The organism is Streptomyces sp. NPDC034037 (assembly GCF_055575715.1).
Genome location: NZ_JBVISC010000006.1, coordinates 551352 through 570753 on the forward strand (window position 1 = coordinate 551352; position 19402 = coordinate 570753).

The 19402-nt window shown below is 72.8% G+C and carries 15 protein-coding genes and 1 pseudogene; 7 read left to right on the forward strand and 9 right to left on the reverse strand.

The window, feature by feature from the left end:
* Positions 1 to 257 precede the first annotated feature (257 nt).
* The gene (gene typA / locus ACZ516_RS23675) at positions 258 to 2132 is read right to left on the reverse strand and encodes a translational GTPase TypA (protein ID WP_358583847.1); all 1875 of its coding nucleotides are present in this window, start codon (positions 2130 to 2132) and stop codon (positions 258 to 260) included.
* 304 nt (positions 2133 to 2436) lie between these two features.
* Entirely contained in the window at positions 2437 to 4911 is a 2475-nt protein-coding gene (locus ACZ516_RS23680) for an ABC transporter family substrate-binding protein (RefSeq protein WP_469011583.1), read from the reverse strand.
* A 408-nt stretch (positions 4912 to 5319) separates the two neighbouring features.
* On the opposite strand from ACZ516_RS23680, the gene ACZ516_RS23685 reads away from it, so the two are divergent.
* The 4 genes from ACZ516_RS23685 to ACZ516_RS23700 all read left to right on the forward strand — a co-directional run bounded on the left by ACZ516_RS23685 (position 5320) and on the right by ACZ516_RS23700 (position 9331).
* On the forward strand, positions 5320 to 5640 hold the full coding sequence (locus ACZ516_RS23685) for a hypothetical protein (RefSeq protein ID WP_358583843.1): 321 nt from the start codon (positions 5320 to 5322) through the stop codon (positions 5638 to 5640).
* A 153-nt stretch (positions 5641 to 5793) separates the two neighbouring features.
* Positions 5794 to 6630, forward strand: a complete 837-nt coding sequence (locus ACZ516_RS23690) for a hypothetical protein (protein WP_361079659.1) — start codon at positions 5794 to 5796, stop codon at positions 6628 to 6630.
* Complete coding sequence (locus tag ACZ516_RS23695; protein WP_469011584.1) at positions 6630 to 8558, forward strand: fumarate reductase/succinate dehydrogenase flavoprotein subunit; 1929 nt, start codon at positions 6630 to 6632, stop codon at positions 8556 to 8558. The genes ACZ516_RS23690 and ACZ516_RS23695 overlap by 1 nt, the downstream gene beginning before the upstream one ends.
* Complete coding sequence (locus ACZ516_RS23700) at positions 8555 to 9331, forward strand: succinate dehydrogenase/fumarate reductase iron-sulfur subunit (RefSeq protein WP_358583839.1); 777 nt, start codon at positions 8555 to 8557, stop codon at positions 9329 to 9331. Before ACZ516_RS23695 ends, ACZ516_RS23700 begins: the two co-directional genes overlap by 4 nt.
* Before the next feature lie 31 nt (positions 9332 to 9362).
* Here ACZ516_RS23700 and ACZ516_RS23705 read toward each other — a convergent pair whose 3' ends face one another.
* Both ACZ516_RS23705 and ACZ516_RS23710 read right to left on the reverse strand, forming a co-directional pair.
* Positions 9363 to 10127 carry an SMI1/KNR4 family protein gene (locus tag ACZ516_RS23705; RefSeq protein WP_469011585.1) on the reverse strand — a complete coding sequence of 255 codons (765 nt, stop codon included), beginning with the start codon at positions 10125 to 10127 and terminating at the stop codon, positions 9363 to 9365.
* Positions 10128 to 10184: 57 nt separating this feature from the next.
* A complete protein-coding gene (locus tag ACZ516_RS23710; protein WP_469011586.1) occupies positions 10185 to 10778 on the reverse strand; it encodes an MBL fold metallo-hydrolase in 594 nt (197 codons plus the stop codon).
* A 138-nt stretch (positions 10779 to 10916) separates the two neighbouring features.
* Between ACZ516_RS23710 and ACZ516_RS23715 the strand changes: the two genes are divergently transcribed.
* From ACZ516_RS23715 to ACZ516_RS23725, 3 genes and pseudogenes are all read left to right on the forward strand, one after another.
* Positions 10917 to 11825, forward strand: coding sequence for a GlxA family transcriptional regulator (locus ACZ516_RS23715; RefSeq protein ID WP_358913679.1), 909 nt, complete (start codon positions 10917 to 10919; stop codon positions 11823 to 11825).
* Positions 11826 to 11900: 75 nt separating this feature from the next.
* A complete protein-coding gene (locus ACZ516_RS23720) occupies positions 11901 to 14018 on the forward strand; it encodes a TPM domain-containing protein (RefSeq protein ID WP_469011587.1) in 2118 nt (705 codons plus the stop codon).
* A gap of 64 nt (positions 14019 to 14082) precedes the next feature.
* A pseudogene (locus ACZ516_RS23725) lies at positions 14083 to 14284 on the forward strand (PspA/IM30 family protein); the annotation flags it as partial.
* A gap of 22 nt (positions 14285 to 14306) precedes the next feature.
* On the opposite strand, the gene ACZ516_RS23730 reads toward ACZ516_RS23725, so the two are convergent.
* The 5 genes from ACZ516_RS23730 to ACZ516_RS23750 form a co-directional block, all read right to left on the reverse strand.
* Complete coding sequence (locus tag ACZ516_RS23730) at positions 14307 to 17045, reverse strand: SpoIIE family protein phosphatase (protein WP_469011588.1); 2739 nt, start codon at positions 17043 to 17045, stop codon at positions 14307 to 14309.
* A gap of 131 nt (positions 17046 to 17176) precedes the next feature.
* Entirely contained in the window at positions 17177 to 17593 is a 417-nt protein-coding gene (locus ACZ516_RS23735) for an ATP-binding protein (RefSeq protein ID WP_358588808.1), read from the reverse strand.
* A 116-nt stretch (positions 17594 to 17709) separates the two neighbouring features.
* Positions 17710 to 18108 (reverse strand): (deoxy)nucleoside triphosphate pyrophosphohydrolase, encoded by a 399-nt coding sequence (locus ACZ516_RS23740; protein ID WP_358588807.1) that lies wholly within the window; start codon positions 18106 to 18108, stop codon positions 17710 to 17712.
* 43 nt (positions 18109 to 18151) lie between these two features.
* The gene (locus ACZ516_RS23745) at positions 18152 to 18328 is read right to left on the reverse strand and encodes an SPOR domain-containing protein (RefSeq protein ID WP_358588805.1); all 177 of its coding nucleotides are present in this window, start codon (positions 18326 to 18328) and stop codon (positions 18152 to 18154) included.
* Between the two features lie 193 nt (positions 18329 to 18521).
* Entirely contained in the window at positions 18522 to 19277 is a 756-nt protein-coding gene (locus tag ACZ516_RS23750; protein WP_469011589.1) for a GntR family transcriptional regulator, read from the reverse strand.
* Positions 19278 to 19402: the final 125 nt, after the last annotated feature.

Consider the following 19402-nt stretch of genomic DNA (forward strand, 5'->3'; position numbering starts at 1 on the left):
AGATGGTTGCGAAACGGACGTGTTACCCATCTAACGGTCAGTGACGTCCGTATACCGGACACTCCGGGGGCAAAAAGGAGTTGCCGCGGGCGTCTTCACGCGACAGTGGCGGTACGTGGCCACACCGTACCGCCAGCACAAACGCGAGAGGCCGGCTTCCGCCCAACTCCCCTCGGGGGTGGTGGAAACCGGCCTCATCGGCCCCACGGGCACCGCCGGAGGTTTACCGGCCGGCGGCGCCTGTGGGAACGCGGACGTCAGCCGCGCTTGGCACGCGACGCGGTGCGGCCGCGCTCCTTCTGGTCCAGGACGACCTTGCGGATGCGCACGGTCTCCGGGGTCACCTCGATGCACTCGTCGTCGCGGCAGAACTCCAGGGACTGCTCCAGGGAGAGCTTGCGCGGCGGCACGACGTTCTCCGTGGAGTCCGCGGAGGCGGCGCGCATGTTGGTGAGCTTCTTCTCCTTGGTGATGTTCACGTCCATGTCGTCGGAGCGCGAGTTCTCACCGATGATCATGCCCTCGTACACCTCGGTGCCGGCCTCGGTGAAGATGACACCGCGCTCCTGGAGGTTGATCATCGCGAACGGCGTGACCGTGCCCGCGCGGTCGGCGACCAGGGAGCCGTTGTTACGCGTCTTCAGCTCGCCGAACCACGGCTCGTGGCCCTCGAAGATGGAGTGCGCGATGCCGGTGCCACGGGTCTGGGTCAAGAACTCCGTGCGGAAGCCGATGAGGCCGCGGGACGGGACGATCCACTCCATGCGGATCCAGCCCGAACCGTGGTTCGTCATGGTCTCCATGCGGCCCTTGCGGGTCGCCATCAGCTGCGTGATGGCGCCGAGGTGCTCCTCGGGCGAGTCGATCGTCATGCGCTCGATCGGCTCGTGGACCTTGCCGTTGATCTCCTTGGTGACCACCTCGGGCTTGCCGACGGTCAGCTCGAAGCCTTCCCGGCGCATGGTCTCGACGAGGATGGCCAGCGCCAGCTCACCGCGGCCCTGCACCTCCCAGGCGTCGGGGCGCTCGGTGTCCAGGACGCGGAGCGAGACGTTGCCGATCAGCTCCTTGTCCAGGCGGTCCTTCACCTGGCGGGCGGTGACCTTGTGGCCCTTGCCGCCCTTGCCGACCAGCGGCGAGGTGTTGGTGCCGATGGTCATGGAGATCGCCGGCTCGTCGACCGTGATCAGCGGCAGCGCGATCGGGTTCTCGGGGTCGGCCAGGGTCTCGCCGATCATGATGTCCGCGATACCGGCGATGGCGCAGATGTCGCCCGGGCCGGCCTTCTCGGCGGGCTTGCGGGTGAGCGCCTCGGTCATCATCAGCTCGGTGATGCGGACGTTCTGCTGGGTGCCGTCGCGCTTGATCCACGTGACGGTCTGGCCCTTGCGCAGCTCGCCCTGCTCGACGCGGCAGAGCGCGATGCGGCCGAGGAAGTTGTCGGCGTCCAGGTTGGTGACGTGGGCCTGGAGGGGGGCCGACTCGTCGTACTCCGGAGCGGGGACGTGCTCCAGGATCGTGGTGAAGAACGGCTCCAGGCTGTCGCTGTCGGCCGGGACGGTGCCGTCCTCCGGCTTGGTCAGCGAGGCGATGCCGTCACGGCCACAGGCGTAGACGATCGGGAACTCGATCTGGTCCTCGTCGGCGTCCAGGTCGAGGAAGAGGTCGTACGTCTCGTTGACGACCTCGTCGATCCGGGAGTCCGGGCGGTCGGTCTTGTTGATGCACAGGATGACCGGCATCCGGGCCTGGAGGGCCTTGCGGAGCACGAAGCGGGTCTGCGGCAGCGGACCCTCGGAGGCGTCGACGAGCAGGACGACCGCGTCCACCATCGACAGGCCGCGCTCGACCTCGCCACCGAAGTCGGCGTGGCCGGGGGTGTCGATGATGTTGATGGTGATGGGCTCGCCACCACTCTTGGGGTGGTACTTGACGGCCGTGTTCTTGGCCAGGATCGTGATGCCCTTCTCACGCTCCAGGTCGTTCGAGTCCATCATGCGGTCGTCGAGCGACTCCGCGGCGTGGGCGGCGAAGGCACCGGCCTGCTTGAGCATGGCATCGACGATGGTCGTCTTGCCGTGGTCGACGTGGGCGACGATGGCGACGTTACGAATGTCATGGCGCGTGGGCATACAGCTGCGGTTCTCCCGGGAAGAGTGGACGGCGTCGCGTACGGTCCGGTACGCGGCCCTGCCGGGCAGACAACACGCCACGGCCTTACCCCAGTCTACGTGGCTCGCGCGGAGGCGGCCCCCGCGGGGGGTTTTCGGGGGGTGGCGACAGCTCGCCCGAGGCACGGGCGTCAGGGGTGAAACCGCAGGTCAATGGGTAGGTACGACCTTGCCCGCCGGGGTGGTCGGCGGGCAAGGGAGTTGAGCGGAATCTGAGCGTCGGTCCCGTGAAGAGATCGTGTACGTCACCTGGACGAGGCGTACGTCACTTCGCCGACGGTGAGCCCGAGGACTTGGTGCCCTGCTTCAGGAAGCCGATGTCCTCATAGCGCGGGGCCTGGAAGCCGAAGGCTCCCGCGTTGGCGAGGTTCGGCCGGGCGGCCACCAGCTGGGGGCGCTGGTAGAGCGGGATGGAGCCGGCCTCGGCCCAGATGCGGGCGTCAGCCTTGCGCACCAAGGAGCGTGACGTTTCTTCATCCAGTTCGCTCACCGCCTGGTCGAACAGCTGGTCGATGTGGTCGGTGCCGACCCGCGTGTAGTTCTGCTCGACGTTCAGGGAGCCGTCCGCGGCCGGGACCGGCTTGGCGAAGATCGGCCGGGCGTCCGTGGCCGGGAAGGCCGACGCGGGCCAGGAGTACAGCGCGAGGTCGTACTGGCCGGACGCGATGTGGTCCTTGAAGTAGCTGGTGTCGGAGACCCGCGCCGTCTCGGTGCGCACGCCGATCCTCTCCAGCATCCGCGAGATCCGGTCGGCCACCGCCCGCAGGGGCTCCGAGCCGTCCCCGGAGGGCAGTACGAAGCGCAGGGTGAGGGCCTTGCCGTCCTTGGCGAGCGGTCCGCTCGCGGCGGCGGGGGCCGCGGTGCCCTTGGGGGCGTACGCGCCGGGGGCGTACGCGCCGGGGGCGCCGCCCTTGGCGCGGTCCCGGGAGTGGGACTGCACGGCGGAGTGGCGGTCGTCGTGCTGCCCGGTGCGGTCGGCGGCGTCCTTCCGCTTGGCGTTCTGCTTCTTCGTGCTCGTCTTCTCGGCGCTCGTCTTCTCGGTGCTCGCCTTCTCGGCGTTCTTCTTCTTGGTGCTGTTCTTCTTAACGTTCTTCTTCTTGGCGTTCGCCTTCTTCGCGTCTACCTTCCGCTTCGCGTCGGACTTGTTCTTCACGTCCGGCTCGCCGGGCAGCTCCAGGACGTCGGCCTGCCGGGCCAGGGCGGCCCTCTGGTAGGCGGCGGCGGGCGCGGGAGCCAGGACGGAGGCGCTGTTGTCAGCCGGCTTGTCGTCGCCCTCACCGACGACGTACGTGCCGTCGCCCGCCTCCTGACCGGAGTCATCCCCCTCCTGACCCGCCCCGGACTGCGACCCGGAACCGGCCTCTCCGCCCGCCGTCTTCGACTTCTTGTCCTTCAGGGCCGCGCCCGGCGTCCAGCCCGCGTCCGCGAGCAGCGCCCGCGCCTCGGCGGTGTCCTGCTCGCCGAGCGCCCCGCTGTTGTCCGCGTACGCCTCCTGCCCGGCGAGGGCGAGGTGGCTGCCGACCGGCTTCGCGGGCAGGCCGAGCGGCTTGAGCACCGCCTCGGCCAGCTCCTCGCGGTCCAGGGCTCGGGCCACCGCCCGGCGCACCCGGTCGTCGGCCAGCGGGCCGCTGGAGCCGTTGAGGGCGAGCTGGGTGTAGGCGGGCTCCAGCGACTTGCGGACCACGTAGCCGGTCAGGCCCGCCTGTTCGGTCGCGTACTTCTTCACGGCCTTGCGGATCTTCTGACGCGCCTGCGCCTCGGCCGCCGCCGCCTTCTCGTCGGAGCCGTGGGCGATGGCCCAGGAGCGCAGCGCCTTGGCGGGGGTGAGCCGGGCGGCGGGGCCTTGGGCCAGGGCGCCCTGGTCCGCCGGGTCGCGTCCGGCGAGCGAGATCCGCCCGGCTTCCGTGGCGTCGATCTCGGCGAGGTCGACCTTGCCCTTGGCCAGTGCCTCGGCGCGCTCCCCCCGCGCGACCCGGCGCAGCACCAGCTTGTCGAGCTTCGCCGGCCGGCCCCACCAGCGCGGGTTGCGGCCGAGTGTCACCTCGCCGGCCTTGCGGTCGATGGCCGAGAGGGCGAAGGGGCCCGCGGTGACCTTCAGCTTGCGGCGGGCGCCGTCGTTGAAGGAGTCGGGGGCGCCCATGACCTGCTTCGGGTACAGCGGCGAGAAGAGGGAGCGCCAGTCCGCGTACGGCTTGGCGAAGGTGACCCGCACCTCCAGGTTGTTCGCGCCGCGCTCGATCTTCTCGATGCGGTCGTAGCCGGCGTTGCGGGCCGTCCAGTACGCGGTGTCCTTGCCGGACAGGGCCCGCCACTGCGCGGCGAAGTCGTCGGCGCCGATCTCCCGGCCGTCGCTCCAGACGGCCTGCTGGTTGAGCTTGTACAGGACGACCTGGCGGGGCTCGCGCTCGACGACCTTGGCCGACTCCAGGAAGTCGGCGTTGCGCTGCGTCCTGCCCTGCGCGTCGAGGCGGAACAGGTTCGGCAGGACGGCGCCCGCGATCCGCGAGGTGCCCGTGTCGGCGTCGGACTGGAAGGTGTTGAGGGTCTCGGGCAGCGCGTCGAGCGCCCAGTTCACGGTCCCGCCGTCGGCGACCATGTCCCGGCCCGCCGGAGCGACGTCCTGACCCGCGACGGGCCGGCCGGCCTCGTCGTTCGAGCTGCAGCCGGCGAGGGCGGGCAGGGCCAGCACCCCCGTCGCGAGGAACACGACAGATCTGGCCCTGACGCGGTCGTGGGACATGGGTGGTACCTCCGGGGTCCGGGGCTCGCCCGGCCGCCCGCTACCAGGACCGGGCCGGGTTTGATCACGTTTGGCGGTATATGGAGCTGATCACATCTATGGCCCCACTGAAGGTGACCGGGCGGACCGCGCGGCGGCGCCACGGCGTGCGAGCCCCCAGATGCCACCCGTGCGGCCCAATGGGCCGGGCCGCCACCACAGCCCGCCGACCCTCGCCGGCGCGGGATCGGTCGCTGCCGGTCGGGATCGGCGCGATAGGCGCGATAGGCGCGATAGGCGCGTGTCGCGGCGCATTCACCGCCCCCGATCCGGCAATCGGCGCAGATCTCTTCACAAGCCGGGATGTGACGCGCGACACTCGCAGGCGCATGAGCGTTGCCACCGCACACTCCGAAGTGAGGGCAAGTCATGGCTCTGCACGATGAACTGACGGCCGTTCAGCACTGCGTGGAGGATCTGGCCCGCACGGTCGGCAGGCTGGAGCAGCAGGCCGGCGGCCGGCTGGCGGGCGTCGACGTGCGCCGCGTGCGCGCCGACGCGGACCGGCTGCGCGAGAGCGTCGCCCTGCTGCGCGCCTCGGCCGCGCCGCCGCTTCCGGGGGAGGGTGAGCAGCCGCGCGGGCCGGATCTCGTGACCATCTCCGACACGCCGTACGACAGCGCGCTGTGGACGAACGCCGGGGACTGCGACGACGAGGGCCTGGGCGGCCGCGACCGCCGCGCCCCCTGACGCACCGCCGCGGCGGACCCGCCCCCGTGAGCCACCCCGCGCGCCACCCCCGGCGGCCGGACCCGGCAGCCCATCCCGGCAGCCCACCCCGAAAACCAGCCCCGAAAGCCAGCCCCGACCCGAGGTACCCGAGGACGAAGGAGTGGAGCCTCGTTGGCCACCGGCACGGAACCCCGACCGAAGAGCGGACCGGCCCGCGGCGGCGGAGTGCGCGACGGCACGCGCGCCGCGATCGCCGCCGCCCATCTGCGGACCGACCGCTGGTGGCTCGCGCCCGCGGCGACCGCAGCCGGACTGCTCGCCTTCGTCGTCTACTCGACCTGGCGGGCCTTCGCGAACGCGGATTACTACCAGGCGCCCTACGTCTCGCCGTTCTACTCGCCGTGCCTGGCCGAGAACTGCGCGCCCATGCGCTCCGGCCCCAACTGGGAGGTATTCGGCGGCTGGTGGGGCCTGTCCCCCGCGCTGCTCATCCTGATCTTCCCGCTGGGCTTCAGGCTGACCTGCTACTACTACCGCAAGGCGTACTACCGCGGCTTCTGGGCGTCCCCGCCCGCCTGCGCGGTGGCCGAGCCGCACAAGAAGTACACCGGTGAGACCCGTTTCCCGCTGATCCTGCAGAACATCCACCGGTACTTCTTCTACGCGGCCGTGCCCGTCGCGGGCATCCTCACGTACGACACGGTGCTCGCGTTCCGCGACGAGGACTACGCGTGGGGCCACATGGGCCTCGGCACGCTCGTCTTCCTCCTCAACATCACCCTGATCTGGGCGTACACGCTCTCCTGCCACTCCTGCCGGCACATCGTCGGGGGCAAGCTCAAGCACTTCTCCAAGCATCCGGTCCGTTACCGGATGTGGCAGTGGGTCGGCAAGCTGAACGCCCGTCACATGCTGCTCGCCTGGGCGTCGTTGGTGAGCGTGGCGCTCGCCGACTTCTACGTGTACCTGATCGCGTCCGGCGCCTTCGACGATCCGAGGTTGTTCTGATGGCCCAAGTGGAGCGGCAGCAGTGGGACGTCGTCGTGGTGGGGGCCGGGGGCGCGGGTCTGCGGGCCGCGATCGAGGCGCGTGAGCAGGGCGCTCGTACGGCCGTGATCTGCAAGTCGCTGTTCGGCAAGGCCCATACGGTGATGGCCGAGGGCGGCATCGCGGCCTCCATGGGCAATGTGAACTCCGGCGACAACTGGCAGGTCCACTTCCGCGACACCCTGCGCGGCGGCAAGTTCCTCAACCAGTGGCGGATGGCGGAGCTGCACGCCCGCGAAGCCCCGGACCGGGTCTGGGAGCTGGAGACGTGGGGCGCCCTGTTCGACCGTACGCCGGACGGGCGGATCTCCCAGCGCAACTTCGGCGGACACGAGTATCCGCGTCTCGCGCACGTCGGCGACCGCACCGGCCTCGAACTGATCCGCACGCTCCAGCAGAAGATCGTCTCGCTCCAGCAGGAGGACTTCCGCGAGTTCGGTGACTACGAGGCGCGGCTGAAGGTCTTCCAGGAGTGCACGGTCACGCGGGTGCTGAAGGACGGCGACCGGGTCAGCGGAACCTTCTGCTACGACCGGGAGTCGGGCCGGTTCTTCGTGCTCGAAGCACCCGGCGTGGTCCTCGCGACCGGCGGCATCGGCAAGTCGTTCAAGGTGACGTCCAACTCCTGGGAGTACACGGGCGACGGACACGCGCTCGCGCTGCTGGCCGGGGCGCCGCTGCTGAACATGGAGTTCGTGCAGTTCCACCCGACGGGCATGGTCTGGCCGCCGTCGGTCAAGGGCATCCTCGTCACCGAGTCCGTGCGGGGCGACGGCGGGGTGCTGCGCAACTCCGAGGGCAAGCGGTTCATGTTCGACTACATCCCCGATGTCTTCAAGGAGAAGTACGCGCAGTCGGAGGAGGAGGGCGACCGCTGGTACGACGACCCGGACCACAACCGCCGGCCCCCCGAGCTGCTCCCGCGCGACGAGGTCGCCCGCGCCATCAACTCCGAGGTCAAGGCGGGCCGCGGCTCGCCGCACGGCGGTGTCTTCCTGGACGTGTCGACGCGCATGCCCGCCGAGGTCATCAAGCGCCGGCTGCCGTCGATGTACCACCAGTTCAAGGAGCTGGCGGACGTCGACATCACCGCCGAGGCGATGGAGGTCGGGCCCACCTGCCACTACGTGATGGGCGGCATCGCGGTGGAGTCCGACAGCGCGGCCGCGCGCGGGGTGCCGGGGCTCTACGCCGCGGGTGAGGTCGCGGGCGGCATGCACGGCTCCAACCGGCTGGGCGGCAACTCCCTGTCCGACCTGCTCGTCTTCGGGCGCCGGGCGGGGCTGCACGCGGCGCGGTACGCGTCCGGGCTCGCCGCGCGGCCCGCGGTGGACGAGGCGCAGGTGGACGCCGCGGCGGCCGAGGCGCTGCGGCCCTTCAGCGCCGAGGGGCGGCAGGCCGGGGCGGCCCCGGAGAATCCGTACACCCTGCACCAGGAGCTCCAGCAGACCATGAACGACCTGGTCGGCATCATCCGCCGCGAGGCCGAGATGGCGCGGGCCCTGGACAAGCTGGCGGAGCTGCGGGTGCGGGCCCGGCGGGCCGGGGTCGAGGGCCACCGCCAGTTCAACCCCGGCTGGCACCTCGCGCTCGACCTGCGCAACATGCTCCTGGTCAGCGAGTGCGTGGCGCGGGCCGCCCTGGAGCGCACGGAGAGCCGCGGCGGCCACACCCGCGAGGACCACCCGGCGATGAGCCGCGAGTGGCGGCGCGCCAATCTGCTGTGCCGGCTCGCGGACCCCACCGAGGGGCTGGCGGGGACCGACGCCGTGCACGGCCAGATCGACCTCGACCGCGTGACGACCGAGCCCATCCGCCCGGACCTGCTCGCCCTCTTCGAGATGGAGGAGTTGGTCAAGTACCTGGCTGAAGAGGAGCTGTACGAGTGAGTGCGAGTTCGTACGAGGCGCGGTTCAGAATCTGGCGCGGGGACGCGGACGGGGGCGGCCTGAAGGACTTCGGGGTCGAGGTCAACGAGGGCGAGGTGGTCCTCGACATCGTCCACCGCCTCCAGGCCACCCAGGCCCCCGACCTGGCGGTGCGCTGGAACTGCAAGGCGGGCAAGTGCGGTTCGTGCTCGGCGGAGATCAACGGCCGGCCCCGGCTGATGTGCATGACGCGCATGTCGGTCTTCGGCCGTGACGAGGTGATCACGGTGACGCCGCTGCGGGCGTTCCCGGTGGTGCGGGACCTGGTGACGGACGTCGGCTTCAACTACACGAAGGCGCGGGAAGTGCCGGCCTTCGTGCCGCCCGAGGGGCTCGGGCCCGGCGAGTACCGCATGCGGCAGGTCGATGTGGACCGCTCGCAGGAGTTCCGCAAGTGCATCGAGTGCTTCCTGTGCCAGGACACCTGCCATGTGGTGCGTGACCACGAGGAGAACAAGGCGGCCTTCGCCGGGCCGCGCTTCCTGATGCGGGTCGCCGAGCTGGACATGCATCCGCTGGACGCGGCGACACAGGCCGGCCTGGACCGCAAGCGCACCGCGCAGGACGAGCACGGGCTCGGCTACTGCAACATCACCAAGTGCTGTACGGAGGTGTGCCCCGAGGGGATCAAGATCACGGACAACGCGCTGATCCCCTTGAAGGAGCGGGCCGTCGACCGCAAGTACGACCCGCTGGTGTGGCTGGGGAACAAGATCCGGCGGCGGGGGGAGTAACCGCCGGAGCCCGCCTCCGGGGGCGGGCTCGTCAGGCCGGCGGGCGGCCGTGGGCGGCGGGCGGTCGCGCTGCCTGGCGTTCCGCGTGGTGCAGCCAGTGGAGGTACCAGGGGGCGAAGGTGAGGCGGCCCGGTCCGCCGATGGGTTCGACCGGGAGCAGGCCTTCGGCGGCCGCCCTCGCGTCATGCCACATCGTGCCGCGCGCGGGGCCGGTGAGGGCGAGCAGCGTGTAATAGCCGCAGCCCTGGGAGCTCACGCAGAGCGTGCCCTCGGACAGGGCGTCCAGGAGTTCGTCCTCGCGGGTGTCCCAGGCGTGGAGGTCGCGGCGGAACCGTTCCTCGTCCGCCGCCGTGTCGCCGTAGTCCGCGCGCCGGGGCTGCGCCTCCTGGTGGGCGGCCAGTTCGCGGGTGCGTTCGGGGCGGAAGAGGAGTGCGGAGTGGTCGCTCGCGGGCGGCGCGTCCCGCTCGGGATGCGTGCCCGGCTCGACCGGCGCGTCCCGCTCGGGATGCGTGCCCGGTTCCACGGGGGCGTCCGGCTCGACCGGCCGCACGGGGAACAGGCCGTAGTCGGGGCCGGCCCCGCCCGCGCCGACCTCCAGGAGGAAGGCGCGGTACTCCGCGGGGAAGGTCACGCCGCGGTGCCGTTCGACCGCGGCGACCTGTTCCTCCGTCAGCACGGGGAGCAGCTCGAACCGGTGGCCGTACGTGTGGAAGTCCGCGCCGAACACCGCCTGCCAGTTCGGCGCCGAGCGCAGGGCGAGCACGCGTTCCCGTACCCCTGTCCAGACACCGCTCATCCCCGTCCCTCCCCCGCGCGGGCCCACCCCTGGGGCGTCCGCACGTGATCACCGTACCTAGCGGGGCGTGCTGTCGTCCGGCGTGAACGGACCGCCGTGGCCCGGCACGATCAGGTCGGCGGCCTCGACGACCCGCTGCCGGGAGGCGCGCAAAACCTCGCGGTCCGGGGCGACCGGGTCGTCCGTCGGGCCCTGCGCGTGCCACCACAGGTCGCCGGCGAAGGCCACCACGCCCTCGTCCGTCCCCGCGAGCAGCGTGATGTCCTCGGTGCTGTGGCCCGGGGTGCGGATCAGCCGGAGCGAGGGGGTGAGTTCGTGCCCCTCCGCGTCGCGGTTGCTCCACTGGTCGCCGCGGTACTCCACCTTGTGGTCGTGCACCCGGGCCCGCCCGAAGAGGCCCACGTTCATGGTGTTGTCGGGGTGGTGGTGGCTGAGCACCACGTCGGTGATGTCGTCGGGGCCGAGCCCCAGTTCCGCGAGGGGGGCGAGGATGTCGTCGCGGCTCGCGACCATGCCCGGGTCGAAGATCACGTGCCGTCCGGCGTCGGCTATGTAGGAGACGGTGGCGGCGACTCCGGGGCCGGTGGAGCCGACGTAACCGGTGGTCAGGATCGTGTACACGGCGCTGCGGCCGAGCGGTGCGTCTGTCATGTCCTTGATCCTGCCGGGCGGGATGTGCGGGTACGAGTGGCACAGCTGCCGCTGATCGCAGGATTGCTGCCACGGTGTCAGACTGCACGCGTGCCTCCCTTCGAGACCATCGCCGCGTACACCCCGCCCGGAGTCGGCATGCTCGCCGTCGGCATCGTCAGCGAGGTGTTCGGTCCGCACGGCGAGGCCGTGCCCGGCTTCGACTTCGCGCTGTGCGCCGACCGGCCGGGGGCCGTGCCCACCGATCTCGGCGTGCCGCTGAGCATCGCGCACGGCCTGGACCGGCTCGCCCGCGCCGATCTGGTCATCGCCCTGCCGGGGGCCGGCTTCCGCACCCCGCCCCCGCCCGCCGTGCTCGACGCGCTGTCGGCCGCCCACGAGCGCGGCGCGCTGGTCGCGGCCCACTGTGTCGGCGCCTTCGCCCTCGCCGCGGCCGGGCTGCTCGACGGGCGGCGGGCCACCACCCACTGGCGGTTCGCCGACCTGCTCGCCCGCCGCCACCCGGAGGTCTCCGTCGAACCGGACGCCCTCTACGTCGACGAAGGACGCGTCGTCACGGGCGCGGGCGCCGCCGCCGGCTTCGACCTCTGCCTGCACCTGCTGCGCCGCGAGCACGGGGCGGCGATGGCCAACGCGGTCGCCCGGGACGTGGTGCTGCCCGCGCACCGCGACGGCGGGCAGGCGCAGTACCTGGCCGCCCCCGCCCCCGAGGACTGCCGGGACGAGCGGCTCGCCGAGGTGCTCGCCTGGGCCCGCGCGAACCTCCACGAGCCGCTGCCCGTCGCGGAACTGGCCCGGCGCGCCATGATGAGCAAGCGCTCCTTCGCCCGCCGCTTCACCGCCGCGACCGGCACCACCCCGCACGCCTGGCTGCGCAGCCTGCGGCTGAGCGGCGCCGAGGAGCTCCTGGAGACCACGGACCTGCCGGTCGAGGAGATCGCCCGCCGCGTCGGATACGGCAGCGCGGCCGTGCTGCGCGAGCAGTTCGTGCGCCGCCGCGGGGTGCCGCCCCGCTCTTACCGCCGCTCGTTCGGCGGCACGCCCTGACGCTCCCGCGCCCCTGGGCCCGGGGGCGCGCTTCCCAGGTCGCGGCACCCCGGAGGGGGTCATACGCTCCCCCATGTGACGCCGACCCCGTCCGGAGCCTCGCGGGCAGCCGCGGTCGCCGTGGCCGTGCTGCTCGCCTGGTGTGCGCTGCCGTGCCCCTCGCCCGCCGTCGCCGAGGACCCCGTCACGCTCTCCCGCACCGGCCGGACCACCGACCGGGTGGGCGCCCTCGGGGACCGTGCGGAGGCCGCCGAGCGGGCCCTGGACCGGCTCTACGACGACCGCGCGGTACAGCTCTTCGTCGTGTACGTACGTGATTTCTCCGGCCGTTCCGCGCAGGGCTGGGAAACCACCGCCGAGCGCAACGGCCTGGGCCCGGACGACGTACTGCTCGCCGTCGCCACCCACGACCGGCAGTTCGCCTACTCCGTGGACGACGACTCACGGCTCAGTGACGCGCGGCTCCGGAAGGTCGCCACCACCGCGATCCGGCCCGCCCTGCGCGAGAACGACTGGGCCGGGGCCGCCATCGGCGCCGCGAACGGCTACCGGGCACTCCTCGCGGGCGACCCCGTGCCGGTCCCGTCCCTCACCCCGGGGGCGGCCGACCCCGGCGGGGGCGGTTCCGGCGGTGACGAGTCCGTGGCCGGTGACCTGGTGCTGCCCGTGCTGGCGGCCGGCGCGGCCGGGGTCGCCGCGACGGTCGCCCACCGGCGGCGCAAGAAACGGCTCACGACGCGTACGACACCGGGCGGCGGCCAGGGCGCGGGGGGCGGTGCGGGCGGGCGTGCGGGCGGCCGGGCGGGCAAGGACCTGACGCCGCTGCCCGAGCTGGACAAGTGGGCCCGGCTGCTCCTCGTGGAGAGCGACGACGCGATCCGTACGAGCACCGAGGAACTGGGCTTCGCGACCGCGCAGTTCGGTGAGGAAGCGGTCAGGCCCTTCGGTGAGGCGCTGGCGTACGCGCAGGCGGAGCTGACGGCGGCGTTCCGGCTGCGGCAGGAGCTGGACGACGCCTACCCCGAGGACGAGCCGACCCGGCGCCGCATGCTGGACGAGATCCTCGCGCGCTGCGCGGCGGCCGACCGCCTGCTGGACGAGCAGAGTGCCGCCTTCGACGAGCTGCGCGCCCTGGAGAAGAACGCCGCCGGGGCCCTGGAGCACACCGAGGCGGTGTTCCGGCAGATCGCGGCGCGTACGAGTGCCGCCGCGGACACTTTGGCGGGGCTGCGCTGGACGTACGCGGCGACCGCCACCGTGGCCGTGGTCGGCCATGTCGAGCAGGCCAAGGACCGCCTCGTCTTCGCCACCACGCACCTCAACGCGGCCCGGCAGTCGCTCGACGCGGGCGAGGGCGGCGCGGCGGCCGTGCATCTGCGGGCCGCCGAGGGCGCCGTCGACCAGGCGGGCACCTTCGTGGCCGCCGTCGACCGCCTGGCCGGTGAACTGGCGCAGGCCGCCGAGCGGCTGCCGGCCGCGCTCGCCGAGACGGAGGCCGACCTCGCCGACGCGCGCGGCCTCCTCGACGGCACCGCGGCCGGGGCGCCCACGGCGGACCTGCGGGGCCGCGTCGCCCGCGCCGAGGCGGTGGCCGCCGAGGTGCGGGGGCAGCTCGCGGCCGGCCCCCACGACCCGATCGCCGCCCTGCGCCGCGTGGAGGAGGCCGACGCGGCGCTCGACGCGGCGCTGGCGGGCGCCAGGGAGCGCGAGGTCACCGACCGGCGCTCCCGTGACCTGCTCGGCCAGGCCCTGCTCACCGCGCGCAGCGCCGTCGGGGCGGCCATGGACCACGTCACCACGCATCGCGGTGCCGTCGGCAGCGAGGCCAGGACGCGGCTGGCCGAGGCCGGGCGGCTCCTGGCGCGGGCGGAGGCCGCCGAGGACGGGGACGCCGCGGCCGCGCTCGCGGCGGCCCAGCGGGCGGACTCCCTGGCCCGGCAGGCACACCGGCTCGCCGAGCGGGACGTGCGCGGCTACGGCAACCCCTACGGAGGTCTCGGCTCGCGCGGCGGGGGCATGGGGGGCGCGGTCCTCGGCGGGATCATCCTGGGCGAGCTGTTCGGGGGCGGGGGGCGCGGGGGCGGCGGCTACGGAGGCGGTGGCTTCGGGGGTGGTGGCTTCGGCGGGGGCGGGCCGGGGAGCTTCGGCGGCGGGGGGACGCGGGGCCGCCGGGGCGGGGGCGGCAGGTTCTGAGGCCCGGCGGCACATCGCGTACGTCCCTCTCGACCCTCGACCCTCGTATCAGGAGGACCAGGCCATGACGAAGCAGACCGTCCTCGGCCGTGTGGGCCGGCTCGCCAAGGCGAACGTCAACGCGCTCCTCGACCAGGCCGAGGACCCCCAGAAGATGCTCGACCAGCTGATCCGCGACTACACGGACAACATCCGGGAGGCCGAGGAGGCGGTCGCCACGACCATCGGCGACCTGCGGATGCTGGAGCAGGACCACAAGGAGGACGGGGCCCGGCAGGCGGGGGTGGGTCAGAAGAGGCTCAGGAGGGCTTCTGCCGCGTCCATTGGTTCGGTTTCGCCGTCGGGGAGGGGGAGTTCGAACCACACCGTCTTGCCGCGTGGTGTCCTGCGCGAGCCCCACGCGGCGCTGAGCAGGCCGACCAGCTGGAGGCCGCGCCCGCCCTCGTCGGTGTCGCGGGCCCGGCGGCGCCGGGGCTGGACGAAGCCGCCGTCCCAGACCTCGCAGACCAGGGTGCGGTCGAGCAGCAGGCGCAGCCTGATCTCGCCCTCGCCGTACCGCAGGGCGTTGGTGACCAGCTCGCTGACCAGCAGTTCCGCGTTGTCGCAGAGCTGCTCCAGGTCCCAGGCGCGCAGTTGGTCGCAGGCCAGTTCCCGGGCGCGGCCCACCGACTTGGGGTCGCGCGGCAGCGTCCAGTCGCCGACATGCTCGGCGGGCAGGCCCTGGACGCGGGCCATGAGGAGCGCGATGTCGTCCTCGCCGTGGTGGGTGTGGAGGCTGTTCAGGACGTGGTCGCAGACGTCCTCCAGGGCGGGCGGCGCGTCGCCGAGGGCCCGTACGAACGCGTTCAGGCCCTCGTCCAGCGGGTGGTCGCGGGATTCGACGAGGCCGTCGGTGTAGAGCGCGAGGAGGGCGCCCTCGGGCAGTTCGACCTCGACGTCCTCGAAGGGTTCGCCGCCGACGCCGAGCGGCAGGCCCGGGGGTACGTCGAGCATGAGCGCGAGCCGGTCGGGGTCCCCGGACTCGACCAGGACGGGCGGCAGATGTCCGGCGTTGGCGAACGTACAGCGCCGGGTGACGGCGTCGTAGACCGCGTAGACGCAGGTGGCGAGGTAGACCTCGCTGAGGTCGGCGTCGGCCGTCTTGCGGGCCGCGCGGGTGTTCTGCTGGGGGCCCGCGGGGTTGCCGAGGCCGCGGGCGATCTCGTCGAGCGCGGAGAGCACCTCGGCCGGTTCGAGGTCGAGCAGGGCGAGGGTGCGCACGGCGGTGCGCAGCTCGCCCATGGCGACGGCGGCGCGCAGCCCGCGCCCCATGACGTCGCCGACGACCAGCGCGGTGCGGTGGCCGGGCAGTTCGATGACGTCGAACCAGTCGCCGCCGACCTCCGTGGCCGCGTTGCCCGGCAGGTAGCGGCAGGCGATGTCCAGGCCGGAGGCCTCGGGGTCGCCGGGCGGGAGCAGGGACCGCTGCAGTATCAGCGCGCGCTCGTGCTCGCGGCGGTAGAGGCGGGCGTTGTCGATGCAGACGGCGGCGCGCGCGGCCAGCTCGACGGCGAGCGCGCGGTCGCGCTCGCCGAAGGGCTCGCTGCCCTTGGTACGGGAGAACTGGGCGAGGCCGACCACCGTGTCGTGGGCGACCATCGGCACGGCGAGGGTGGACTGGATGAGCCCGCCGGTGAGGCGGCTCGCGGACTCCTCGTCCCGGGCGCTGGTCAGCCGGGGCCGGGCGGCGCGCAGGGCCTCGGCGCAGGGCGAGGTGAACGGGAAGCGGTGCACGGCCCCGACGGCGACGGGCGCGCCGCCGTCCGGGAACGGCACGTCGGCGACGGCGCTGGCGTAGGCGACCCGGCGTAGTTCCGCGCTGCCGTCGGCGAGGCCGGGCGGTGCCTCGTCGCCGGCGAGCAGGCCTTGGTAGAGGTCGACGGAGGCGAGGTCGCAGAAGCCGGGGACGGTGACGTCGAGGAGTTCGCGGGCGGTCGTCTCCAGGTCGAGGGAGTTGCCCATGCGGGCGCCCGCCTCGTTCAGGAGGGCGAGGTTGCGGCGGGCCTGGGCGGCCTCGCGGGCGGCGGCGTGCCGCCGGGTGACGTCGGTGCCGAGGCCCGCGACGCCGATGGGGCGGCCCGCGCCGCTGTGCACGCGGTAGAGGTCGATCGACCAGTGCCTGCGCTCGGTGCTGCCGGGCGCCGGGCCCACGATCTGCATGTCCGTCACCGCTTCGCCGGTCTCCAGGACCCGCTTCAGGGCGGCGGCCATGCGGTCGGCCTCGTGGCGCGGGAGATAGTCGTGGACGGTGCGGCCGCGGTGGTCCTCGGCGCCGCCGCCGAAGACGTCGGCGAACCGGCGGTTGGCACGCTGGACGCGCAGATCCGTGCCGAACAGCAGGAAGCCGAAGGGAGATTGTCCGAAAATGGCCTGCGAGGCGGCGAGGTCCGTCTCGATCCGCCGCAGCGCCCGGACGTCGACGACGATGCAGACCGCGGCCCGCTCGCCGTCCCGCGTCCCGGTCGGCATGACGTAGACCTCGGCGACGCCCTCCGTGACGGGCTCCCGGCCGGGGCCGGCGGCTGCCGCGTCCGCGGGCAGGCGGAAGGGGACGACGCCCGTCCACTCCCGCCCGTCGAGGATCTCCGCCATCTTCCGGTGGCCGCCCGCGCGCAGCTCCGGCGGCACGAAGGCCTCGATGGGGTCCTTGCCGACGGCGTCCCGCGCGGCCACGCCGAACAGGCGCTCGGCCCGGGCGCTCCACTGGTCGACGAGGCCGTCGGGGCCGATCGAGAACGAGGCGACCTGGATGTGGTCGTATATCGACCCGGGCGGGCTGCTCCGCCAGGTCTCGTCGACGGACCCCGCACCGGAGCCGGCCCCCTGACCGGCGCCGGACCTGTCGCCGGAGCCGGACCTGTCGCCGGGGGCGGGCAGCCCGCCGGAGCCGGGCGCACCGCCCGACGGCTCCTCGGGCTCCGTCGCCTTCGCTGGTATCTCGCTCACGCGAACCGTCCCCTCCAGCTCACCGCGTCCGGCACCGGTCACCGCGTACGGCTGACCGCAGTATCCAGCACTACGGACCAGCGCCACACGGCGTTCACGATCACAGCACGGACTCGACGCTTTTTGGCCCGTGCGGCTCTTGTGCCCGACGCTCTACGCACACTGCCAGTCTTCTAACCCGGCAGCGCCAGCTCGAACCACACCGTCTTGCCCGTCCTGCCCGTACGGCCCGGCCGGGTACCCCAGCGGCGCGAGGAGCGGGCCACCAGCTGGAGCCCGCGCCCGCCCTCGTCGTCGAGGGCCGCGACGCGCTCCAGGGGCGGGTCGGGCAGCGGGTCGGACACCTCCACGAGGAGCGTCCCCAGGGGATCGGCGGGGCGTACGAGGCGTACGCCGATGGGACCGGAGGCGTGCCGCAGGGAGTTGGTGACCAGCTCGCTGACGAGCAGGGCGGTGACGTCGCCGAGGGGCGCGAGACCCCAGGTCCCGAGCTGGTCGCGGACGACGGCGCGGGCGGTGCGGACGGCGCCGGGGTCCGCGGGGAAGTCCCACTCGGCGCAGTCGCCTTGGATGTCGATCACGCCGATCACTTCCAGACCAGAGGCAGAACCTGTCCGGTTTCGGGTGGTTAATGGGCACATACCCGATATCACGGCGGCTCTACCGCGCACTGGGGCGCACTGTGGCACGAACGGCGTAGGCGGAGTCAGCGCGTGGTGTGCGGAAGGGCGAGCGCCGCCGTCACCGCGGGCACGTCGGCGGCCAGCCAGTCGACCGACCACACCTGGTCAGGGGCGAGCCAGCGCAGTTCGTCGTGATCCTGGAGGGGGTGGGCCACGCCCGAGACGAGGCGGGCCCGCCACACCCGAAGGACGTACCCCTTGGGGAGCGGCCATTCGCCCGGCACCCGCTCGGTGATCTCCGCCTCGACGCCCAACTCCTCGCGCAGCTCGCGCGCCAGCGCGTCCTCGCACCGCTCGCCGGGCTCGACCTTGCCGCCCGGCAGCTCCCAGCCGCCCGCCAGCTCGGGGGGCGCGCTGCGCCGCGCGGCGAGCAGGCGTCCGTCGTCGTACAGGGCAGCGCCCACCACGATGCGTTCGTTCATGCGCCGGAGCCTAGAGGGCGGCCGGCGGGCAGGGGCGGGGCGGTCAGGCGTTCTGGTTGAGCTTCTCGATCCAGTACAGCTGCTTGTTCCCGCGCCCGTCGAGGCTGTCCGCGATCTTCTGGGCCTCCGCCTTCGTCGCGTACCTGCCCACGCGATAGCGGTTGCCGTTGTCGTCCTGCCGTATGACGAGCCAGGGCAGCAGATCCGTCCCGTCGTTCATCGCGCCCCTCCGCTCGCCGGCCCCGGCGCGCGCCACGCCTCGATCACCAAGGAAACCGCACTCCGCATATGCCCGAGCCTACGCCCGACCTTTACTCAGCGGATACGCGTTTGCACGAAGAGATACCCGTCAGGGGCGGCGGAGGTAGGCAATCGGCCACGGTGCGCGCGGGCGCGGCCGCCGGCGCGCGGGGTCACTTCACGGGGAGGTGGTACGCGATGCGGTAGCGGTCGGCGGGGACCACGATGTCGGCGGTCTCGACCGGGCGGCCCGAGGCGTAGTACGTCCGCGAGACGACGAGGACGACATGGCCGGGGACGCCGCCGAGGGCCGTCAGCTCCTCCGCGAGGCCGGGGCGGGCGCCGACCTCCTCCGCGACGTTGTCCACCACCACGTCGATGGCCGCCATCCGCTCCACCACGCCGCAGCCGCCCAGCGGGCCCTCCTCGGGGAGCATCACGGGGGTGCGGCCGGTGACGGCGAGGGGCTCCCAGGACGTGGAGAGCATCATGGCCTCCCCTCCGTCCCGGAAGACGTACTTGGTGCACATGACGCGCTCGCCGGCGCGGATGCCGAGGCGCTCGGCGATGGCGGCGCTCGCGTCGGCCTGCTCGCTGCGGGACTCCCAGGTGCCGCGCGCGCCCTCGGCGGCCTGCTCCTGGCGGAAGGGGGTGGAGCCGCCGTCCACCGCGCGGTAGCCCGTGCGGGCGATCTTGCGGGGGACGGGGCGCTCACGCACATACGTGCCCGAACCGGAGCGGCCCTCGACCAGGCCCTCGGCCATCAGGACCTTGCGCGCCTCCAGGGCGACCGTGTCGGACACGCCGTACTCCTCGCGGATCCTGGCCTGCGAGGGGAGGCGGGTGTGCGGCGGCAGCGAACCGTCGGCGATCTTCTTGCGGAGATCACCCGCGACCCGCAGATACGCCGGCTGCTCACCGAAAGTCACTGGCCACTCCCATCAGGTTGACAGACAGCTACAGCCTGGCAACCGTGGGTTGTCGCCCGCAACCCAAGGCCAAGGAATCACTCGAAGTGATGATTTCTGACCCCGCAGGTCTTTACGCAGGACGC